Annotated in this window: 13 protein-coding genes; 8 read left to right on the forward strand and 5 right to left on the reverse strand. The window is 46.4% G+C overall.

Annotated elements, in window-relative coordinates:
• The first annotated feature begins 157 nt into the window (after nucleotides 1–157).
• The gene (locus R8O11_RS15175) at nucleotides 158–2,275 is read left to right on the forward strand and encodes an AsmA family protein (protein WP_318119916.1); all 2,118 of its coding nucleotides are present in this window, start codon (nucleotides 158–160) and stop codon (nucleotides 2,273–2,275) included.
• On the opposite strand, the gene R8O11_RS15180 is transcribed toward R8O11_RS15175, so the two are convergent.
• The 3 genes from R8O11_RS15180 to R8O11_RS15190 all read right to left on the reverse strand — a co-directional run bounded on the left by R8O11_RS15180 (nucleotide 2,261) and on the right by R8O11_RS15190 (nucleotide 4,635).
• Nucleotides 2,261–3,178, reverse strand: coding sequence for a bifunctional GNAT family N-acetyltransferase/hotdog fold thioesterase (locus R8O11_RS15180; protein ID WP_005379283.1), 918 nt, complete (start codon nucleotides 3,176–3,178; stop codon nucleotides 2,261–2,263). The genes R8O11_RS15175 and R8O11_RS15180 overlap by 15 nt on opposite strands.
• A gap of 106 nt (nucleotides 3,179–3,284) precedes the next feature.
• Nucleotides 3,285–3,719: a D-aminoacyl-tRNA deacylase gene (dtd, locus tag R8O11_RS15185; protein ID WP_005379282.1), complete on the reverse strand. Its 435-nt coding sequence runs from the start codon at nucleotides 3,717–3,719 to the stop codon at nucleotides 3,285–3,287.
• A complete protein-coding gene (locus R8O11_RS15190; RefSeq protein WP_005379281.1) occupies nucleotides 3,691–4,635 on the reverse strand; it encodes a virulence factor BrkB family protein in 945 nt (314 codons plus the stop codon). The genes dtd and R8O11_RS15190 overlap by 29 nt, the downstream gene beginning before the upstream one ends.
• Nucleotides 4,636–4,669: 34 nt before the next feature.
• Between R8O11_RS15190 and R8O11_RS15195 the strand changes: the two genes are divergently transcribed.
• Nucleotides 4,670–5,311, forward strand: a complete 642-nt coding sequence (locus R8O11_RS15195; RefSeq protein WP_005382972.1) for a DUF2959 domain-containing protein — start codon at nucleotides 4,670–4,672, stop codon at nucleotides 5,309–5,311.
• Nucleotides 5,312–5,342: 31 nt separating this feature from the next.
• On the opposite strand, the gene R8O11_RS15200 is transcribed toward R8O11_RS15195, so the two are convergent.
• Together R8O11_RS15200 and typA are read right to left on the reverse strand one after the other, a co-directional pair.
• Nucleotides 5,343–5,885, reverse strand: coding sequence for an AAA family ATPase (locus tag R8O11_RS15200; protein WP_005382971.1), 543 nt, complete (start codon nucleotides 5,883–5,885; stop codon nucleotides 5,343–5,345).
• A 72-nt stretch (nucleotides 5,886–5,957) separates the two neighbouring features.
• The gene (gene typA / locus R8O11_RS15205; protein WP_005379276.1) at nucleotides 5,958–7,787 is read right to left on the reverse strand and encodes a translational GTPase TypA; all 1,830 of its coding nucleotides are present in this window, start codon (nucleotides 7,785–7,787) and stop codon (nucleotides 5,958–5,960) included.
• Between the two features lie 530 nt (nucleotides 7,788–8,317).
• On the opposite strand from typA, the gene glnA reads away from it, so the two are divergent.
• The 6 genes from glnA to add all read left to right on the forward strand — a co-directional run bounded on the left by glnA (nucleotide 8,318) and on the right by add (nucleotide 16,945).
• Nucleotides 8,318–9,727: a glutamate--ammonia ligase gene (gene glnA / locus R8O11_RS15210; RefSeq protein WP_005379275.1), complete on the forward strand. Its 1,410-nt coding sequence runs from the start codon at nucleotides 8,318–8,320 to the stop codon at nucleotides 9,725–9,727.
• Nucleotides 9,728–9,922: 195 nt separating this feature from the next.
• The gene (locus R8O11_RS15215) at nucleotides 9,923–10,504 is read left to right on the forward strand and encodes a DUF4124 domain-containing protein (RefSeq protein WP_318194260.1); all 582 of its coding nucleotides are present in this window, start codon (nucleotides 9,923–9,925) and stop codon (nucleotides 10,502–10,504) included.
• Between the two features lie 132 nt (nucleotides 10,505–10,636).
• Nucleotides 10,637–11,683, forward strand: coding sequence for a nitrogen regulation protein NR(II) (gene glnL, locus R8O11_RS15220; RefSeq protein ID WP_017821940.1), 1,047 nt, complete (start codon nucleotides 10,637–10,639; stop codon nucleotides 11,681–11,683).
• A 57-nt stretch (nucleotides 11,684–11,740) separates the two neighbouring features.
• A complete protein-coding gene (glnG, locus tag R8O11_RS15225; RefSeq protein ID WP_005379267.1) occupies nucleotides 11,741–13,144 on the forward strand; it encodes a nitrogen regulation protein NR(I) in 1,404 nt (467 codons plus the stop codon).
• 102 nt (nucleotides 13,145–13,246) lie between these two features.
• Entirely contained in the window at nucleotides 13,247–15,793 is a 2,547-nt protein-coding gene (locus R8O11_RS15230; protein WP_262631836.1) for an EAL domain-containing protein, read from the forward strand.
• Nucleotides 15,794–15,940: 147 nt separating this feature from the next.
• Complete coding sequence (add, locus tag R8O11_RS15235; protein ID WP_005379257.1) at nucleotides 15,941–16,945, forward strand: adenosine deaminase; 1,005 nt, start codon at nucleotides 15,941–15,943, stop codon at nucleotides 16,943–16,945.
• The last annotated feature ends 20 nt before the right edge of the window (nucleotides 16,946–16,965 follow it).

Raw genomic sequence — 16,965 nt, forward strand, 5'->3', positions numbered from 1 at the left:
AAAAGTTGGCATTAACTTATCACCTTTACGTAGGCCAAGTTACAAAAATTGCTTCAAGCCCCTCTTTTGAGGGGCTTTTTATTGAATACCACAGAATATTGATACAAGCTAAAGCCTATCTAGTTTTATTTCATAACACACGTAGGTTCTAGCAAAGATGAAAACAGCGCGTCGAGTTCTACTTCTGTTACTGGTTATCTTAGTTGCCATTCCGGCCGCTACGATTGCGCTGCTAACAACATCTTACGCGGACGCAACCTGGCGCTTGCTGTCAAACACCTTTTCTCTTCCCTTCCGGGCCGAAAGCGTGCGTTATGGCTTTCCCTATCACCTAACTTTACAACGCGTGAACACCAGCGGAGACGATGCGTCTTACATCGAGCAAGTCGATTTATGGATGAATCCCGATGTTTATCGCGATGGTAAATGGATCGTTGATAGTTTATTGATTGATGGTATGAGCTTGCAGTATGGCGCACCAAAGCTCCCACCTTTAGATAACGTTTTATTCCATCAAATCGCGCTCAAAAATATTGATTACGCCGACGAGCAGTTCTCTGCCAATGGCATTGACCTTCAAATTCAATCACCACAATGGAATGGTCAATTAATACCATATGGCGAAGTTCAACTTGCAGCTGACCAACTCTATTGGAATGGCGAAGCCTTTAATCAAGTCTTAGTCGATATAGACTACAAACCGCAAGACAGTACGCTTTATGGCACCTCTTTTAACTGGCGTAACAGTCAAATATCTGGGCAAGGGGAGCAGTATCCTCAAGGTTGGTCTTTAGTAAATGTGACCATCAACAAGCTGAAACTGAGTAATACGCAGCGCCAATCACTGCTTGCAAAACCTTGGCACGATCTACCATTTAACATTAATCATATTAATAGCTTAGATTTGCTTAACGCCGATATTGAATGGGGCGACTGGCACTGGCAGAACTTGGATCTTTCTGTGGAAAACGCCACACTGCCACTGTCTCTCTGGAAGACAAAAGCTCAAGTGTCATTGCAGGCGGATAGCGTTCGATTCCAGCAGCAAACCGCAATAGAGCCACGTTTGAGTGCCGCTATCGAGCCAGGAGTAATCCAGCTCAACGAGCTCAGCTTAGATTGGCAGCAAGGTCGAGTGCAAGTTTCTGGATTGTTCACGCCAACACAATGGAAGCTCAAAGAAGCCTCTATTCAAGGCCTCAAGTGGGCAACACAGCCAGAAGACAACCTAAATTGGTGGCACGCCGCCACCAGCGAGTTAGAGCATGTTGCAATCGAACGACTCGACATTGAGCGCAGCCAAATTATCCAGCTATCTCACGAACCTTATTGGCAACTTTCCGGTTTAAATATCGAAGGGCAACAGCTTGATATTAAACAGTCGGCTCAACGTTGGGGCCTTTGGCAAGGCGAATTGGAAGTCAGCGTTGTCAACGCTAGCTATGACCAAATACTCACGTCTCACGCAGCACTTGCCATGCAAAGCAAAGATGGCTTTTGGCAATTGACTCGCCTTTTTGCGCCACTCGAGCAAGGCTACGTAGAAGGCATCGGACAAATAGATTTGAGTACCCCGAGCCAACCTTGGGCGCTCAACGTCAATGCTGATGGTATTCCCTTATCGCTCTTCCACGATTATTTTTTACCCGACACACTGGCTATTGATGGTTTTTCCGATCTTAGCCTCGATCTACAAGGGTTATCAGGTGATCGCAACATGCTGGCCTACAGCTTATCGGGTGAAGTGGAAGCCAATCTCCGAGATACCCGCTTGAATTCCCAAGCGGATCATTCGCTCAAAGTCATTACCTTAAGTCCACTGCGTTTAAGCGCGCAACGAGGGGAAGTTGCCATAAAGCCGGTCACAATTTCAGGAAAAGCCATAAGTGGTAAGGTTTGGGGAACATTTGATATGGCCAACAACCCGCTAAGTGGCATTACTTATCAATTGGAAGAGTCGTGCGGAAACATTGAAGGCGATCTACTAAGTGGTGAAACCCACCGTAATGAGTGCGTGAACGCATCAAAACTGGCCGAGCCTACTGATATTGAGACTCCACAGAAAAATGAACCTTCCATCGAGCAACCTATCGTGATTGATAACATCAATTTGGAGACTCAAGAGGAAGAGCTTTACGAAGAAGTTATCGAAGAAGATGAAGTACCCGACACGAATTCCGCAGCAGAACAAACCCTCTCACCGACAGAGCAAGAAGGTGAAACAGATAAGCGCCCAGCAGATCAGTCGGCGCTTACCCCATCAGCAACTGAGTAACTGCGAGTAGTTCGGTATCAGCATATAGGTACCGACAAAATCCACAGCTGGCGTGTCACCACTATAAATCACTACGTGAATAACGATGCGTGCTTTGCGTCCCGACTCCAATCGGTCTAGGTCACCACTGATCCCATCCAACGAAGTACTCGCCACGGGGTTTTGTTCGACTGGTTGACGATAACGAATAGAGCTGTCGGCCAACACAATATCACCGTGCAACCCACGCTCTTTAAGCAGCAGCCACGTCATCCCCCACCCTGTCAAGGTTGCTAAGGTAAAAGCTGACCCGGCGAACATGGTGTTATGCGGATTAAGGTTAGGATTAAGCTGCGCACAGCATTCAAACTGGTAACCCGTGTACTGATTAATTTTGATCCCCATTTTGTCGCTAATTGGGATTTGTTGCTCCCAGCGCTGTTGAAGCTCAGTACACCATTCAGGGCGACGTAACACATTGGCCATCGGATCCAGTTGCTTCACCATTTGCTGATGGCGCACAGGGCCACGCTCATCGGTTAGCTCGCCTCGACGCTCAAAGCCATTTTTTTCATAAAAGGCGATGGCATCTTCACGGGCATTACACACCAAGCGTTTCGCTCCTTCTTGGCGCGCTAACGACTCTAGTGCAACCAAAACCAGCGAACCCATTCCTTTGCTACGGCGATTATTTTTAACCGCCATGTAGCGGATCTGGCCATCATTATCCGGTGTAATGTATAAACGGCCAATCGCCATAGGACGACCTCGTCCATCAACAATCATGCGGTGATGGCTCATTTCGTCGTATTCATCGCGCTCTGAGCCGATCGGCATACGCCATGGCTCACGAAGCAGTTGCCAGCGAAACTGATAATACTTGTTTATCTGATTATCGGTTTTGGGAGTAATGAGTTTGAACATATCAATCCTTTGAAAGCACAACACTAATCAGTGTCGGAAAAATTACTCCAAGCCAATTCCATGAGCTTGGAGTTAAAGCTTAGACTATGGCACCTGTGTTACCAGATTAGACCTGCAACCAAAACGTTACTGGACCGTCATTCACCAAGGACACTTTCATATCGGCAGCGAAGCGGCCACGCTGTGTGGGTAAAACTTCTTCACACAAGTCAGAAAAGTAATCATACAAGCGCTCTGCATCCACAGGATGCGCACCACGAGAAAAGCCAGCTCGCGTGCCTTTTTTTGTATCCGCAGGCAGCGTAAATTGAGAAACCACCAGCACTTTACCTTCCACCTGTTTAACGTTCAGGTTCATCTTGCCTTCGTCATCTTCGAACACACGGTAGGTTGTAACACGCTCCATTAAACGCTTTGCTTTAGCTTCATCGTCGTCCTTCTCTACGCCCAATAAGACCAGCAGACCACGATCAATTTCTCCTACGACTTCACCATCCACGCGGACGGCTGCTTCACTGACTCGTTGAATTAGCGCTATCACTACTCTCGCTTCCTTCATCTGTTAACTGAGATTCAGCGGTCGAGTGTATCATGTCTAAATCTTCACTCCAGTGCTCTCGCTCACCAAGCGCAGCCGTAACTTCCGCCCCCAATAACACGATCATCCAGCATAAATACACCCAAACAAATAAGATAGGAATCGCCGCTAACGCGCCGTAGATGAGCTGATAAGACGGAAACTGAGTGATGTAAAGCGCAAAGCCTTTTTTACTCAACTCGAACAGTATCGCGGCGACTGCTGCCCCCATGGCACCATGAGCGAGGTGTACTTTTTTATTCGGCACTAGAATATACAAGCCAAGAAAAGCAAAAAAGGACAGCAACAACGGTAGCCAACGCAGAAATAAATTAAACGCACCAGATAATGTCTCGTTCTCTAAAATTTGCAGCGAAGTCACGTACGACGTCGCCGCAATACTCGCACCGACCATGATCGGCCCTAACGTGAGTACCATCCAATACATAGAGAATGAAAAGACTAAACGGCGCTTGTCTTTAACTCGCCAAATGTAGTTTAAGTTCTTATCAATGTTGGAAATCAGCATGACCGCTGCGATGAATAAAAACCCACCGCCAACCGCGCTCATTTTGCCCGTATTCGCCACAAATTCCTGTAATGCCGTATGTACAGCTTCTCCAGAAGCTGGCACAAAATTCTCAATAATGTAGCCTTGCAGCACCTCACCAACGTTCGCAAAAACGGGAAATTTCGACAATATTGATAACAATACCGTCAGCATTGGCACGATGGATAACAAGGTAATGTAGGCAAGATAGCCCGCGTTCACATTCACACGGTCATGCGTTAATCGCTTAAGAAGATACTTAAAAAACGCGACGCAACTTGGCAGTAGATTGATTAATCTCGCCTTGTAACTCTCTGATAACTGGTTCATAGTTCATCCCATAATTAGCGCCGAGGACATAAGAATGCCTTATTTATTAGCAATTGTACTATCAATTTTCACTTTAACAGGGTGTCAATCTGCTTATTACTCAGCAATGGAGCAGGTTGGGTATCATAAACGAGATATTATGGTCGACCGCGTCGAAGATGCCAAAGAATCTCAACAAGATGCACAAGAAGAATTCACCAGTGCACTTGAAGCCTTGTCTGCGATCACCAACTTTGATGGTGGTGAGCTAGAAAATGTCTACAACAACATCAATGACAAATACGAAGATAGCGAAAAAGCGGCTCAAGACGTACGTGACCGTATTGCTGCGATTGAAGACGTATCCGGCGCACTGTTTGATGAGTGGCAAGATGAGCTAGAGCTGTACTCGAGTGCGAAACTGCGTCGTTCAAGCGAGCAAAAACTACGTGAAACCAAAGCCTCGTACAAAACCATGCTTAGCGCTATGAAGCGTGCAGAGAAAAAGATGACACCGGTACTGGATACGCTACGTGACAACACGTTGTACTTAAAACACAACCTTAACGCCAGTGCGATTGGTTCTTTGCAAGGTGAGTTCTCTAGCTTAGAGAAAGACATCCAGTTTGCGATCAAACAAATGAACGAAGCGATTGCAGAGTCCGATAAATTCCTACAAAAGCTCAATCAAAAGTAAATGATTTAGACCTCCTCCTAGTGAGGAGGTCTTAGTCGGCGACCTTACCGAGTAAACCGATGACTCTTCGAACAAAGCCTACTCTCTCTGGCACAGTTCCCCATGGTACTTCTATCACTTCATAACCCAACTCAGTATAGACACTCACTAACGACTGATGAATCTCCAATGCTTCTTCAAAGCTGTGCGGACGCACTTCATCTTGTACGTAAATGGATGCTTCAGGTCGACAAGTAAACACCTGACTATGGTACCCAGCACTTTCGGTTAAGAAAGCTTGGTCAACCTTACAGCCGCCCACTTGCAGGTATGCAATGATGTCGGGGATGGCGCGATCAACAAACGCAACATCATGACAACGCGCATCACTCTTTTGTTTGTCCATCAACCCAAGGCATAACTTGGCAAACTCAGGTAAATTCGTCCACGGCAAAATACCATTTTCTAACTGGCTTTGCTGCTCAATCAAGTCGCGAGACCCTTCAGGAAACGTGGCGTAACCACACGCGTCTAGCGCATTCAGCAGTGTTGTTTTTCCCGCGCCTGGCCCACCGGTGATAATAATCGGGTTCATATTCAACTCCAGAAAACAAAAAGCCCCGAGCATAACTCGAGGCTTCTTCTTAATTGAATCGCTTAACGAAAATTATTTCGCGCCACGAGAAGCACGCTTACGGTCGCTTTCCGTTAGGAACTTCTTACGGATACGGATGCTTTCAGGCGTTACTTCTACTAGCTCGTCGTCATCGATGAATTCTAGTGCTTGCTCAAGAGTCATCTTGATAGGCGGAGTAAGAACCTGTGCGTCATCGGTACCAGATGCACGAACGTTGGTTAGCTGCTTACCTTTCAGTGCGTTTACCGTTAGGTCGTTGTCACGGCTGTGAATACCGATAACCATACCTTCGTAAACTTCAACACCGTGACCGATAAATAGACGACCACGCTCTTGAAGGTTGAACAGTGCGTTAGTTAGCGCTTTACCCATCGCGTTCGCGATTAGTACACCGTTTACACGTTGACCGATGTTACCGCCTTTGTGAGGGCCGTAGTGATCAAACGTATGGTAAAGAAGACCTGAACCTGAAGTCAGTGTCATGAATTCCGTTTGGAAACCGATCAGACCACGTGATGGCATAACGAAGTCCATACGCACACGACCTTTACCGTCTGGAGACATGTCTTTCAGCTCACCTTTACGTAGGCCGATGTTCTCCATGATGCCGCCTTGGTGCTCTTCCATTACGTCGATAGTTACCGTTTCGAACGGTTCCATCAACTGACCATCTTCTTCTTTGATGATTACTTCTGGACGAGATACTGCTAGCTCGAAGCCTTCACGACGCATGTTTTCGATCAGGATAGAAAGGTGAAGTTCACCACGACCTGATACGCGGAATTTATCTGGATCGTCTGTTTGCTCAACGCGTAGTGCAACGTTGTGTACCAGTTCCTTCTCAAGACGCTCAAGGATGTTACGTGACGTTACGAACTTACCTTCTTTACCCGCGAATGGAGACGTGTTTACTTGGAATGTCATCGTTACTGTTGGTTCATCAACAGACAATGGTGGTAATGCTTCTACTGCGTTTTGTGCACAGATAGTGTCAGAAATTTTCAGCTCGCCAAGACCAGTGATTGCGATGATATCACCCGCGTTAGCTTGTTCCACTTCGTGACGCTCTAGGCCAAGGTAGCCCATTACTGTACCCACTTTACCGTTGCGAGTTTTACCGTCAGCACCAATAATGGTTACCTGCTGGTTTGGTTTAACGCTACCACGAGTTACGCGAGCCACGCCGATAACACCAACGTAAGAGCTGTAGTCTAGCTGAGAAACTTGCATCTGTAGTGGGCCATCAAGGTCAACATTTGGCGCGTCAACAACATCAACGATAGTTTGGAATAGTGGTTCCATGTTCTCGCCAGTTTCGCCTTCTTCTAGAGAAGCCCAACCGTTAAGTGCTGATGCGTAAACTACTTTAAAGTCTAGCTGGTCATCAGTTGCACCTAGGTTGTCGAACAGGTCGAACACTTGGTCCATAACCCAATCAGGACGTGCGCCAGGGCGGTCAATCTTGTTGATTACAACGATTGGTTTTAGACCGTGAGCAAACGCTTTTTGTGTTACGAAACGCGTTTGAGGCATTGGACCATCAACTGCGTCAACGATAAGTAGTACAGAGTCTACCATCGACATGATACGCTCAACTTCACCACCGAAGTCCGCGTGTCCCGGAGTATCTACGATGTTGATACGGTAATCGTTCCAGTCGATTGCTGTGTTTTTAGCAAGAATGGTAATACCGCGCTCTTTCTCGATGTCGTTCGAGTCCATGACTCGCTCTTCAGCTTCACCGCGAGACTCAAGCGTGCCTGATTGTTGTAGCAGCTTGTCAACCAACGTGGTTTTACCGTGGTCAACGTGCGCGATGATCGCGATATTTCTTAATTTATCAATCTGTGGAGTAGCCATGGATATTGATTCACTTAGATAGATGAAATGCCCCCACGCTGAGAACGGGTGCTCTCTGGCGACATTTGCTGATTAAAAAAACGGCCATAATGTACCAGATTTTAGCAAAAAGCCTAGAAATATGTGATCTACTCCCGAGCATTTCTGCGATTTTTACGCTTAATGCCCATTTTCTTCCTCAGAGCGAATTGATTAAACGCAACTTTATTCTAATCGATGCATAATTCAAATTGACTCTTGCTCAAAAACTGGGCTGAATACGCAATGTACCTGTCACATTATGGTGCAACAATGATTTTTAGCACCATAATAGTGCAATCAAAGATCATTTTGGTGCAAGTAACTGCACCAAACTAGCATTCAAAAACACAATTGCTTGAAATTAATGGAATATTTTTTTTGGCACGGTTTTAGCTTTAGCTAAAACAGCATCGATTAATGAAAAGTCAAATTGATTAATCAATGCCAGGTTTCATGAATAATTCATAAATCGAGCTTTTACCGCTTATTAACACTGGAGGTTATCCAAGATGTCAGTAGAAAACGTTCTATCGCTGATCCAAGAAAACGAAGTTAAGTTTGTTGACCTACGCTTCACTGATACAAAAGGTAAAGAGCAGCACATTTCGATCCCTGCTCACCAAATCGACGCAGACTTCTTCGAAGAAGGTAAAATGTTCGATGGTTCATCAGTTGCTGGCTGGAAAGGTATCAACGAATCAGACATGGTAATGATGCCTGACGCATCTTCTGCTGTGCTTGACCCATTCACGGAAGACGCAACACTAAATATCCGTTGTGACATCTTAGAGCCTGCAACAATGCAAGGCTACGACCGTGACCCACGCTCTATCGCAAAACGCGCTGAAGACTTCATGCGTTCTACAGGTGTTGCAGATACTGTACTTATCGGTCCTGAGCCAGAATTCTTCCTATTTGATGACGTGAAGTTCTCGACAGACATGTCAGGCTCTTTCTTCAAGATCGACGATGTAGAAGCAGCATGGAACACAGGTTCTGACTACGAAGAAGGTAACAAAGGTCACCGTCCAGGCGTTAAAGGTGGTTACTTCCCAGTAGCTCCAGTAGATTCATCTCAAGACATCCGTTCTGCTATGTGTCTAGTAATGGAAGAAATGGGTCTTGTTGTTGAAGCGCACCACCACGAAGTGGCAACGGCGGGTCAAAACGAAATCGCAACTCGTTTCAACACGCTAACAACCAAAGCTGACGAAATCCAAATCTACAAGTACGTTGTACACAACGTTGCTCACGCGTTTGGTAAAACAGCGACGTTTATGCCTAAACCACTTGTTGGCGACAACGGCAGCGGTATGCACGTTCACCAGTCTCTAGCAAAAGATGGCGTAAACCTATTTGCTGGTGACAAGTACGGCGGTCTATCTGAAATGGCGCTTTACTACATCGGTGGTATCATCAAACACGCTCGTGCAATCAACGCATTCGCTAACCCATCAACAAACTCGTACAAACGCCTTGTACCAGGCTTCGAAGCACCAGTAATGCTAGCTTACTCAGCGCGTAACCGCTCTGCTTCAATCCGTATCCCAGTGGTACCAAGCCCGAAAGCACGTCGTATCGAAGTTCGTTTCGGTGACCCAGCGGCGAACCCATACCTATGTTTCGCAGCAATGCTTATGGCTGGTCTTGACGGTATCAAGAATAAGATCCACCCAGGCGAAGCGATGGATAAAGACCTTTACGATCTTCCAGCTGAAGAAGCAGCAGAAATCCCAACTGTTGCATACTCACTAAAAGACGCGCTAGCAGAGCTAGATGCTGATCGTGAGTTCTTAACAGCGGGCGGCGTATTCTCTGACGACTTCATCGATTCATACATCGACCTTAAGTCTCAGGACGTAGAGCGTGTGAACATGACAACTCACCCTGTTGAGTTCGAACTTTACTACTCTGTGTAAGGTCGACACTGTGTAAAATGTAAACACAGCAATAAAATATTAGGCTCGCCTCGCAGGCGGGCCTTTTTTGTATTCGCCACTCAAGCTTCGACGTTTAACATGAGGGGATAATAAAAATACGCTTAGAATTTTTCCTTACAGGTCAAAGAGCTAAGCCATTGAAACGTGAAATCATCGAACAAGAGAAGGTGAGCAATGAAAGTTCAGCTTATTCCATCACTGTGTGCACTCAGCGGATTGTTAATCGCCTCTATCGCCTTCGCGCAGGTCGCGTATACGTGGGTAGATGAAAATGGCGTGGTTCACTTTAGTGATACGCCAAACAAAGGAGCAAAAGCGATCGCACTGCCAAACCTTGAAGCCAGCGCACCAGCTCCTGAGGTAGAAAGTACTGAATCGCTCGCACCTCAGACTACGCCATCTACTGCATCACAAAACAAGCCAGAGAAAACAACCGATCAGCCTCTCCCATTACAACTCTCGATGCTGACTCCCAAGCACAACGAGACCATCCGCAGCAATCGAGGCATCATCAATATTCAATTAGAAACCAATCACAAGCTTGGTATCGGTGAGCAATTGCAATTGTTACTCGATGGAAAACCTTATGGTGCACCACAAAACCATATAGTGTGGCAGTTAAACAATATTGACCGAGGCACTCACACACTTGCTGTGCACGCGAAAAGAAGCGGCAAGCTTATTGCATCTACTAGCCCTATAACGGTGCATTTACATAGAGCAAGTGTTAAGCCGACCGTAAAAGGGGCAAAATAGAATATCTGGTGAAAAAAATCACATCACAGCGATGCTTTTCACTTTTTCTTCTAAGATTTATTCGCCATACTTAACGTTCAATTGCACCATTATTGTGCATCGCACAATCTTAAAGCAAAACAAGGACGTAATGTGGATACCAGTCTTCCTAGTGCCATTCTCAACAATATGGTGACAGCAACGCTGATTCTTGATGATGGATTGGCCATCCGTTATGCCAATCCGGCTGCCGAATTGCTGTTTTCTCAAAGCGCCAAACGAATTATTGAACAATCACTTTCTCAATTGATTCAGCATGCGTCGCTGGATCTCGCGCTGCTCACTCAACCGTTGCAAAGTGGCCAAAGCATCACCGACAGTGACGTCACTTTCGTTGTTGATGGCCGCCCTTTAATGCTAGAGGTGACGGTTAGCCCTATCACTTGGCAAAAGCAGTTGATGCTTCTGGTCGAGATGCGCAAAATTGATCAGCAGCGCCGACTCTCTCAAGAACTGAACCAACACGCCCAACAACAAGCAGCGAAGCTGTTAGTCCGAGGGCTTGCACATGAGATTAAAAATCCGCTTGGCGGCTTACGCGGTGCGGCGCAATTGCTAGAAAAAATGCTGCCAGAGCCCTCTCTCACCGAATATACACACATCATCATTGAGCAAGCAGACCGTTTAAGGGCGCTCGTGGATCGATTACTAGGACCGCAAAAGCCAGGTAAGAAGACACAAGAGAATCTGCACCAAATTCTTGAAAAGGTTCGCCAACTGGTTGAATTAGAGTCACAACGCTCAATCATCATTGAACGAGATTATGACCCAAGCTTGCCAGAGATTTTGATGGATACAGACCAAATCGAGCAGGCAATGCTTAATATCGTCAGCAACGCCGCACAAATTCTTAGCCATCAAGAGCACGGGAAAATAACCATTCGCACCAGAACGGTGCATCAAGCCAATATTCACGGCAAACGCTGTAAACTCGCTGCTCGTGTCGAAATCACAGACAACGGCCCAGGTATTCCACCGGAACTACAAGACACGCTGTTCTATCCCATGGTCAGTGGCCGCGAGGGAGGAACTGGATTAGGGCTATCTATTTCGCAAAATTTGATCGACCAGCACAATGGAAAAATAGACGTAGAAAGCTGGCCTGGTCACACAACATTTACTATTTATCTGCCGATCTGAGTGCGCTAATAGACTTCAAGTCGCGTCAGTTTTTCGGTTTGCTGCAAGGATTACTACATGAGTAAAGGATATGTTTGGGTCGTTGATGACGACAGTTCAATTCGCTGGGTAATGGAGAAAACGCTCTCCTCTGCCAACATCAAATGTGAAACCTATGCCGATGGGGAAAGCGTGTTAATGGCGCTCGAACGCGAAGTGCCGGATGTTCTAGTATCAGACATTCGCATGCCAGGTATTGATGGGTTGGAGCTACTAAAACAAGTACAGCGCGATTACCCAGACCTTCCCGTGATTATCATGACCGCGCACTCAGATTTAGATGCAGCAGTGAATGCGTACCAAAAAGGTGCTTTTGAATATTTACCAAAACCTTTTGATATTGATGAAACTTTAACTCTGGTTGAACGAGCCATTGCACACAGCCACGAAAACAAACGCGAGCAGCTCTCTCCAGAAGACATTCCAGCAGAAACGCCTGAAATTATCGGTGAAGCACCAGCGATGCAAGAGGTGTTTCGCGCCATTGGTCGTCTTTCTCGCTCCTCTATTTCAGTCTTGATTAACGGTGAATCGGGCACGGGTAAAGAACTCGTTGCTCATGCACTGCACCGTCACAGTCCACGTGCTAACAAACCTTTCATTGCGCTCAATATGGCGGCGATTCCCAAAGACTTGATTGAATCAGAACTGTTTGGCCACGAAAAAGGCGCGTTTACGGGGGCAAACAATGTTCGTCAAGGACGATTCGAACAAGCCAATGGCGGCACTCTATTTTTAGACGAAATCGGCGACATGCCATTGGACATTCAAACTCGTTTACTACGCGTTCTAGCTGACGGGCAGTTTTATCGAGTGGGCGGTCACTCTCCGATCAGTGTCGATGTACGAATTGTCGCGGCAACACACCAGAACTTAGAAAAGCTGGTGCACGAAGGTGACTTTCGTGAGGACCTATTTCATCGCTTAAACGTGATTCGCGTTCAGATCCCGGCACTGCGTGAGCGTAAGCAAGACATTGAAAAGCTTACACAGCATTTTCTTATCCGTGCAGCTGATGAGCTTGGTGTGGAAACAAAAACTCTCCACCCGTCAACCGTAGAGATTCTTAACCGCCTTGATTGGCCTGGCAACGTGCGTCAATTAGAGAATATTTGCCGTTGGTTAACCGTTATGGCCAGTGGTAGCGAGGTGTTACCAAATGACTTGCCAAGCGAACTACTCGAAGAGAAAAAATCCATTTCAGACTCTGCACATGGTAGTTGGCAAGAACAATTGGCGGATTGGGCACGGCATTCACTCGCAGCAGGAGATAAAGAACTACTTTCTTACGCTTTACCAGAATTTGAACGCATTTTATTAGAAGCAGCCTTAGAGCACACTAAAGGTCATAAGCAAGATGCCGCTAAAGTATTAGGCTGGGGGCGAAATACACTCACCAGAAAATTAAAAGAATTGTACTGACAATCACTTACGTGGTGCGTTAACAACGAGCGTCGTTTGTCACTCGATATTAATAAAAACATCAGTACAATTGTGGCGCACCACCATCTATGTGATTAGGCGATGTCTACTGCTACGACTCAAATTACACTGCGTACTGCTGTTCTGATTCCATTTGTCATGATCTTCTTACTGGCGATCGGTGTCATTGTCTACGTCCAAAAACAAAGTTACGAAGAAGTGGTCACGGATATCAGTGACAAGCAACTTTCCGTGTTAACCGAAAGTGTCCACGACCACCTCAATAGCTATCTACGTAAGCCTTTTACTGCGGTTATGGCTCTCGCGCACAACGTCAGCTATCACAACCTTTATCGCCCTCACGATACCTCAGACATTCAAAACTACCTGCTGAGTGCATTCAAAAATCTTTACCAATCGATACCGCAGTTGGATGTAATCGCATTTGGTTCAGAAAACGGCGACTTTGCAGGCTTTCGCCGCGAGCTTTCCGACGATTACACCTTAATGGTGCAAGATCGCTACACCGATGGTGATCTGGTTATTTATGGAACCAACCATGTGAGTAACAACATTCGAACGGTTATCTCCCAATACGATCCTCGCACTCGCCCATGGTATAAGCCCGTTGCAGAGAGCCAAAACGCCACTTGGTCTGAAATTTATACCAACGCTGATGAACGCCAGGATATTACGCTATCAGCCATGACGCCGGTGTACAAACACGACCAATTTGCTGGTGTTTTGGTGACAGACATTCGTATCAATACATTCAACGAGTTCCTGCGCGAGTTAAAATACAACACTAAAGCGTCGGTCTACATCATGGACCCAGATCATCGTTTAATCGCTCACTCAGGCCCGGGAAGCGTCATCTCATGGGGCACAAAATTTTCGGATAAAGGGCAGCGTTTGCTTGCCGCTGAAAACGCAGACCCGATCATCAAAATCAGTGCGAGCCGAGTCCGGTCTTTCGATCTCAACAACACGAAGCAACCTTATACTTTTTCATTTGAACATGATGGCCAACGTATTTTCAGTCGGCTAACCCCGTATCGAGACCAAGACGGCTTAACATGGTTTATCGGCACCTCCATTTCGGAGTCTGAGCTTCTCGGCCTGTTACCGAAAAGCCAGCAAGAGAGCTGGCTCGTTGGCATTATTGTAAGCCTATTTGGGATCGTCATCAGTTGGATCATTTTCAACCGAGTTACCAGACCAATTAACGCGACGGCCGCCGCCGCTCAGCACCTGGCAAATGGGGATTGGGATAGCGGCATGCCAAAGCCTGGTTATGTGTATGAGACAACCGTACTGGTTCATGCTTTTAATGAAATGGCGAACAATCTAAGAGCGTCATTCAAAGCATTGCGTGAACAGTTGGTTTATGACTCTCTGACACGCTTATATAGTCGTCAGGGTTTGGTCGAAATCTGTGAAAATCAGTCTCATCTTTGTCACGGCAGTTTATTTTTACTTGGTATCAACAAATTTAGAGATATCAACGACAGTGTGGGTCATCACAACGGCGACCAGTTGTTGGTCAGCATCGCTGAAAGGCTAAAACAGCAGTTTCGTGACAACGCATTATTGGCTCGGATTGGTGGTGATGAGTTCGCGGTGTTTCTCTCAAATGTCGACACTGAAACCAAAATTAAACAAACCGAACGTCGATTACAGCAACTCTTTTCCACCCCATTTATGGTGGAAGGCGAGAATGTAGTGATGAAGATTTCACTTGGTATTGTACAAACCCAGCCAAACGAAACCATGCCTTTATGGTTACGCAACGCCAGCATCGCATTAAGTTACGCTAAACAAGACTCACTGACTGGTGTTTGTCACTACAGCCCAGAACTAGCGAGCGCTTCAAAGTTTCGTACGCAAATGCTGACCAAGATCCAAACTGGCATTGAAAACCGAGAGTTTATTCCTCATTACCAACCGATTGTGGATCTCGTCAGTGGCACAGTGTGTGGCGCCGAAGCACTGGCGCGTTGGCATAGCGACTCAGGTATGGTGTCACCATTAGATTTTATTCCAATCGCGGAAGAAAGCGGCATGATCAAAGCCATCGGCCAACAGATTCTGTTACAAGCTTGTCGCGACACTTACCAAGCGATCGAAAGCAAACAGTGGCCGTCGGACTTCCAACTGCATGTGAATATCTCCGTTAATCAACTATCTTGCCCAAGTTTTGTCGATACTGTGATAAGCGTATTGGATATCACGAAATTACCAGCAAGTAACCTCACACTAGAGATCACAGAATCACGCATCATTGATAGCGCACCGACAACACTAGAAAATATGACTAAACTGCGTGAAATGGGTATTGGTATCGCGATAGATGACTTTGGCACCGGCTACTCATCACTGGGTTACCTCCACTCTCTGCCGTTTACCTGCTTGAAGATTGATCGCACCTTCATCAATCAACTCACACAAGAAAACTTAAACAGTTCAGTCGTCGCTGCCGTCATCAATATCACAGCAGGTCTCAAAACTAATGTCGTCGCGGAAGGTGTCGAGGATAGCAATCAAGCACAATTACTGCGCTCTTTAGGCTGTAATCAGGTGCAAGGCTTCTATTACAGCCGCCCTATGCCACTAGAAGAATGGCCAACACATTTGGTGAACATGAAGTAGAAAAGAGCGAGAATCGTTGATTTCCTAGTCATCCTCTACTGACAATCTACCCAACTGTTATTTATACTTAACTGCAAATCTTACCCATGTATTGTCACAGATGATGTTTGGGCCCTGTTCCAGTTCATAACTATCCGGATCGACAAAATGATAACGAAGAACCTTCCTCTTACTGATTTGCACCGTCACCTCGACGGTAACATTCGTACTAAAACGATTCTTGAGCTAGGCCAAAAGTTTGGCATTGCCCTACCAGCATACGATATTGAGTCTCTCACTCCTCACGTTCAAATTGTCGAAGCGGAACCCTCTCTTGTTGCTTTCCTTTCTAAGCTCGACTGGGGTGTTGCTGTACTGGGCGATCTAGATGCATGTCGTCGTGTCGCGTACGAAAACGTAGAAGACGCGCTAAACGCACAAATCGATTACGCAGAGCTGCGTTTCTCTCCTTACTACATGGCGATGAAACACAAACTACCAGTAGCGGGGGTTGTTGAAGCCGTCGTGGACGGTGTGCAAGCGGGTATGCGCGATTTTGGCGTGAAAGCCAACCTGATCGGTATCATGAGTCGCACATTTGGCACTGACGCATGTCAACAAGAACTGGACGGCATTCTGAGCCAGAAAGATCACATCGTTGCCGTCGACCTTGCGGGTGACGAGCTAGGCCAACCGGGTGATCGCTTTGTGTCTCACTTCAAGCAAGTACGCGATGCTGGCCTTGGGGTAACGGTCCATGCTGGTGAAGCAGCAGGTGCAGAGAGCATGTGGCAAGCAATCAATGAGCTGGGCGCAACTCGTATCGGTCACGGCGTAAAAGCGATTCACGATCCAAAACTGATGGATTACCTAGCAGAAAACCGCATTGGTATTGAATCTTGCCTGACGTCAAACTACCAAACAAGTACGGTAGAAACGCTAGAAAACCACCCTCTCAAGCAGTTCCTAGAGCATGGCGTTCTTGCGTGTCTGAACACTGACGATCCAGCGGTTGAAGGTATCGAACTGCCATACGAATACGAAGTAGCGGCACCAGCCGCTGGTCTGAGCCAAGACCAGATTCGCCAAGCGCAAATCAATGGCCTTGAGATTGCATTCCTTTCAGAAGCAGAAAAAGCGGAACTGAGAGAAAAAGTAAAAGATCGCGCTTAAATCCAGCAAAAACATAAAAA

It is taken from the genome of Vibrio sp. 1288 (assembly GCF_033344475.1).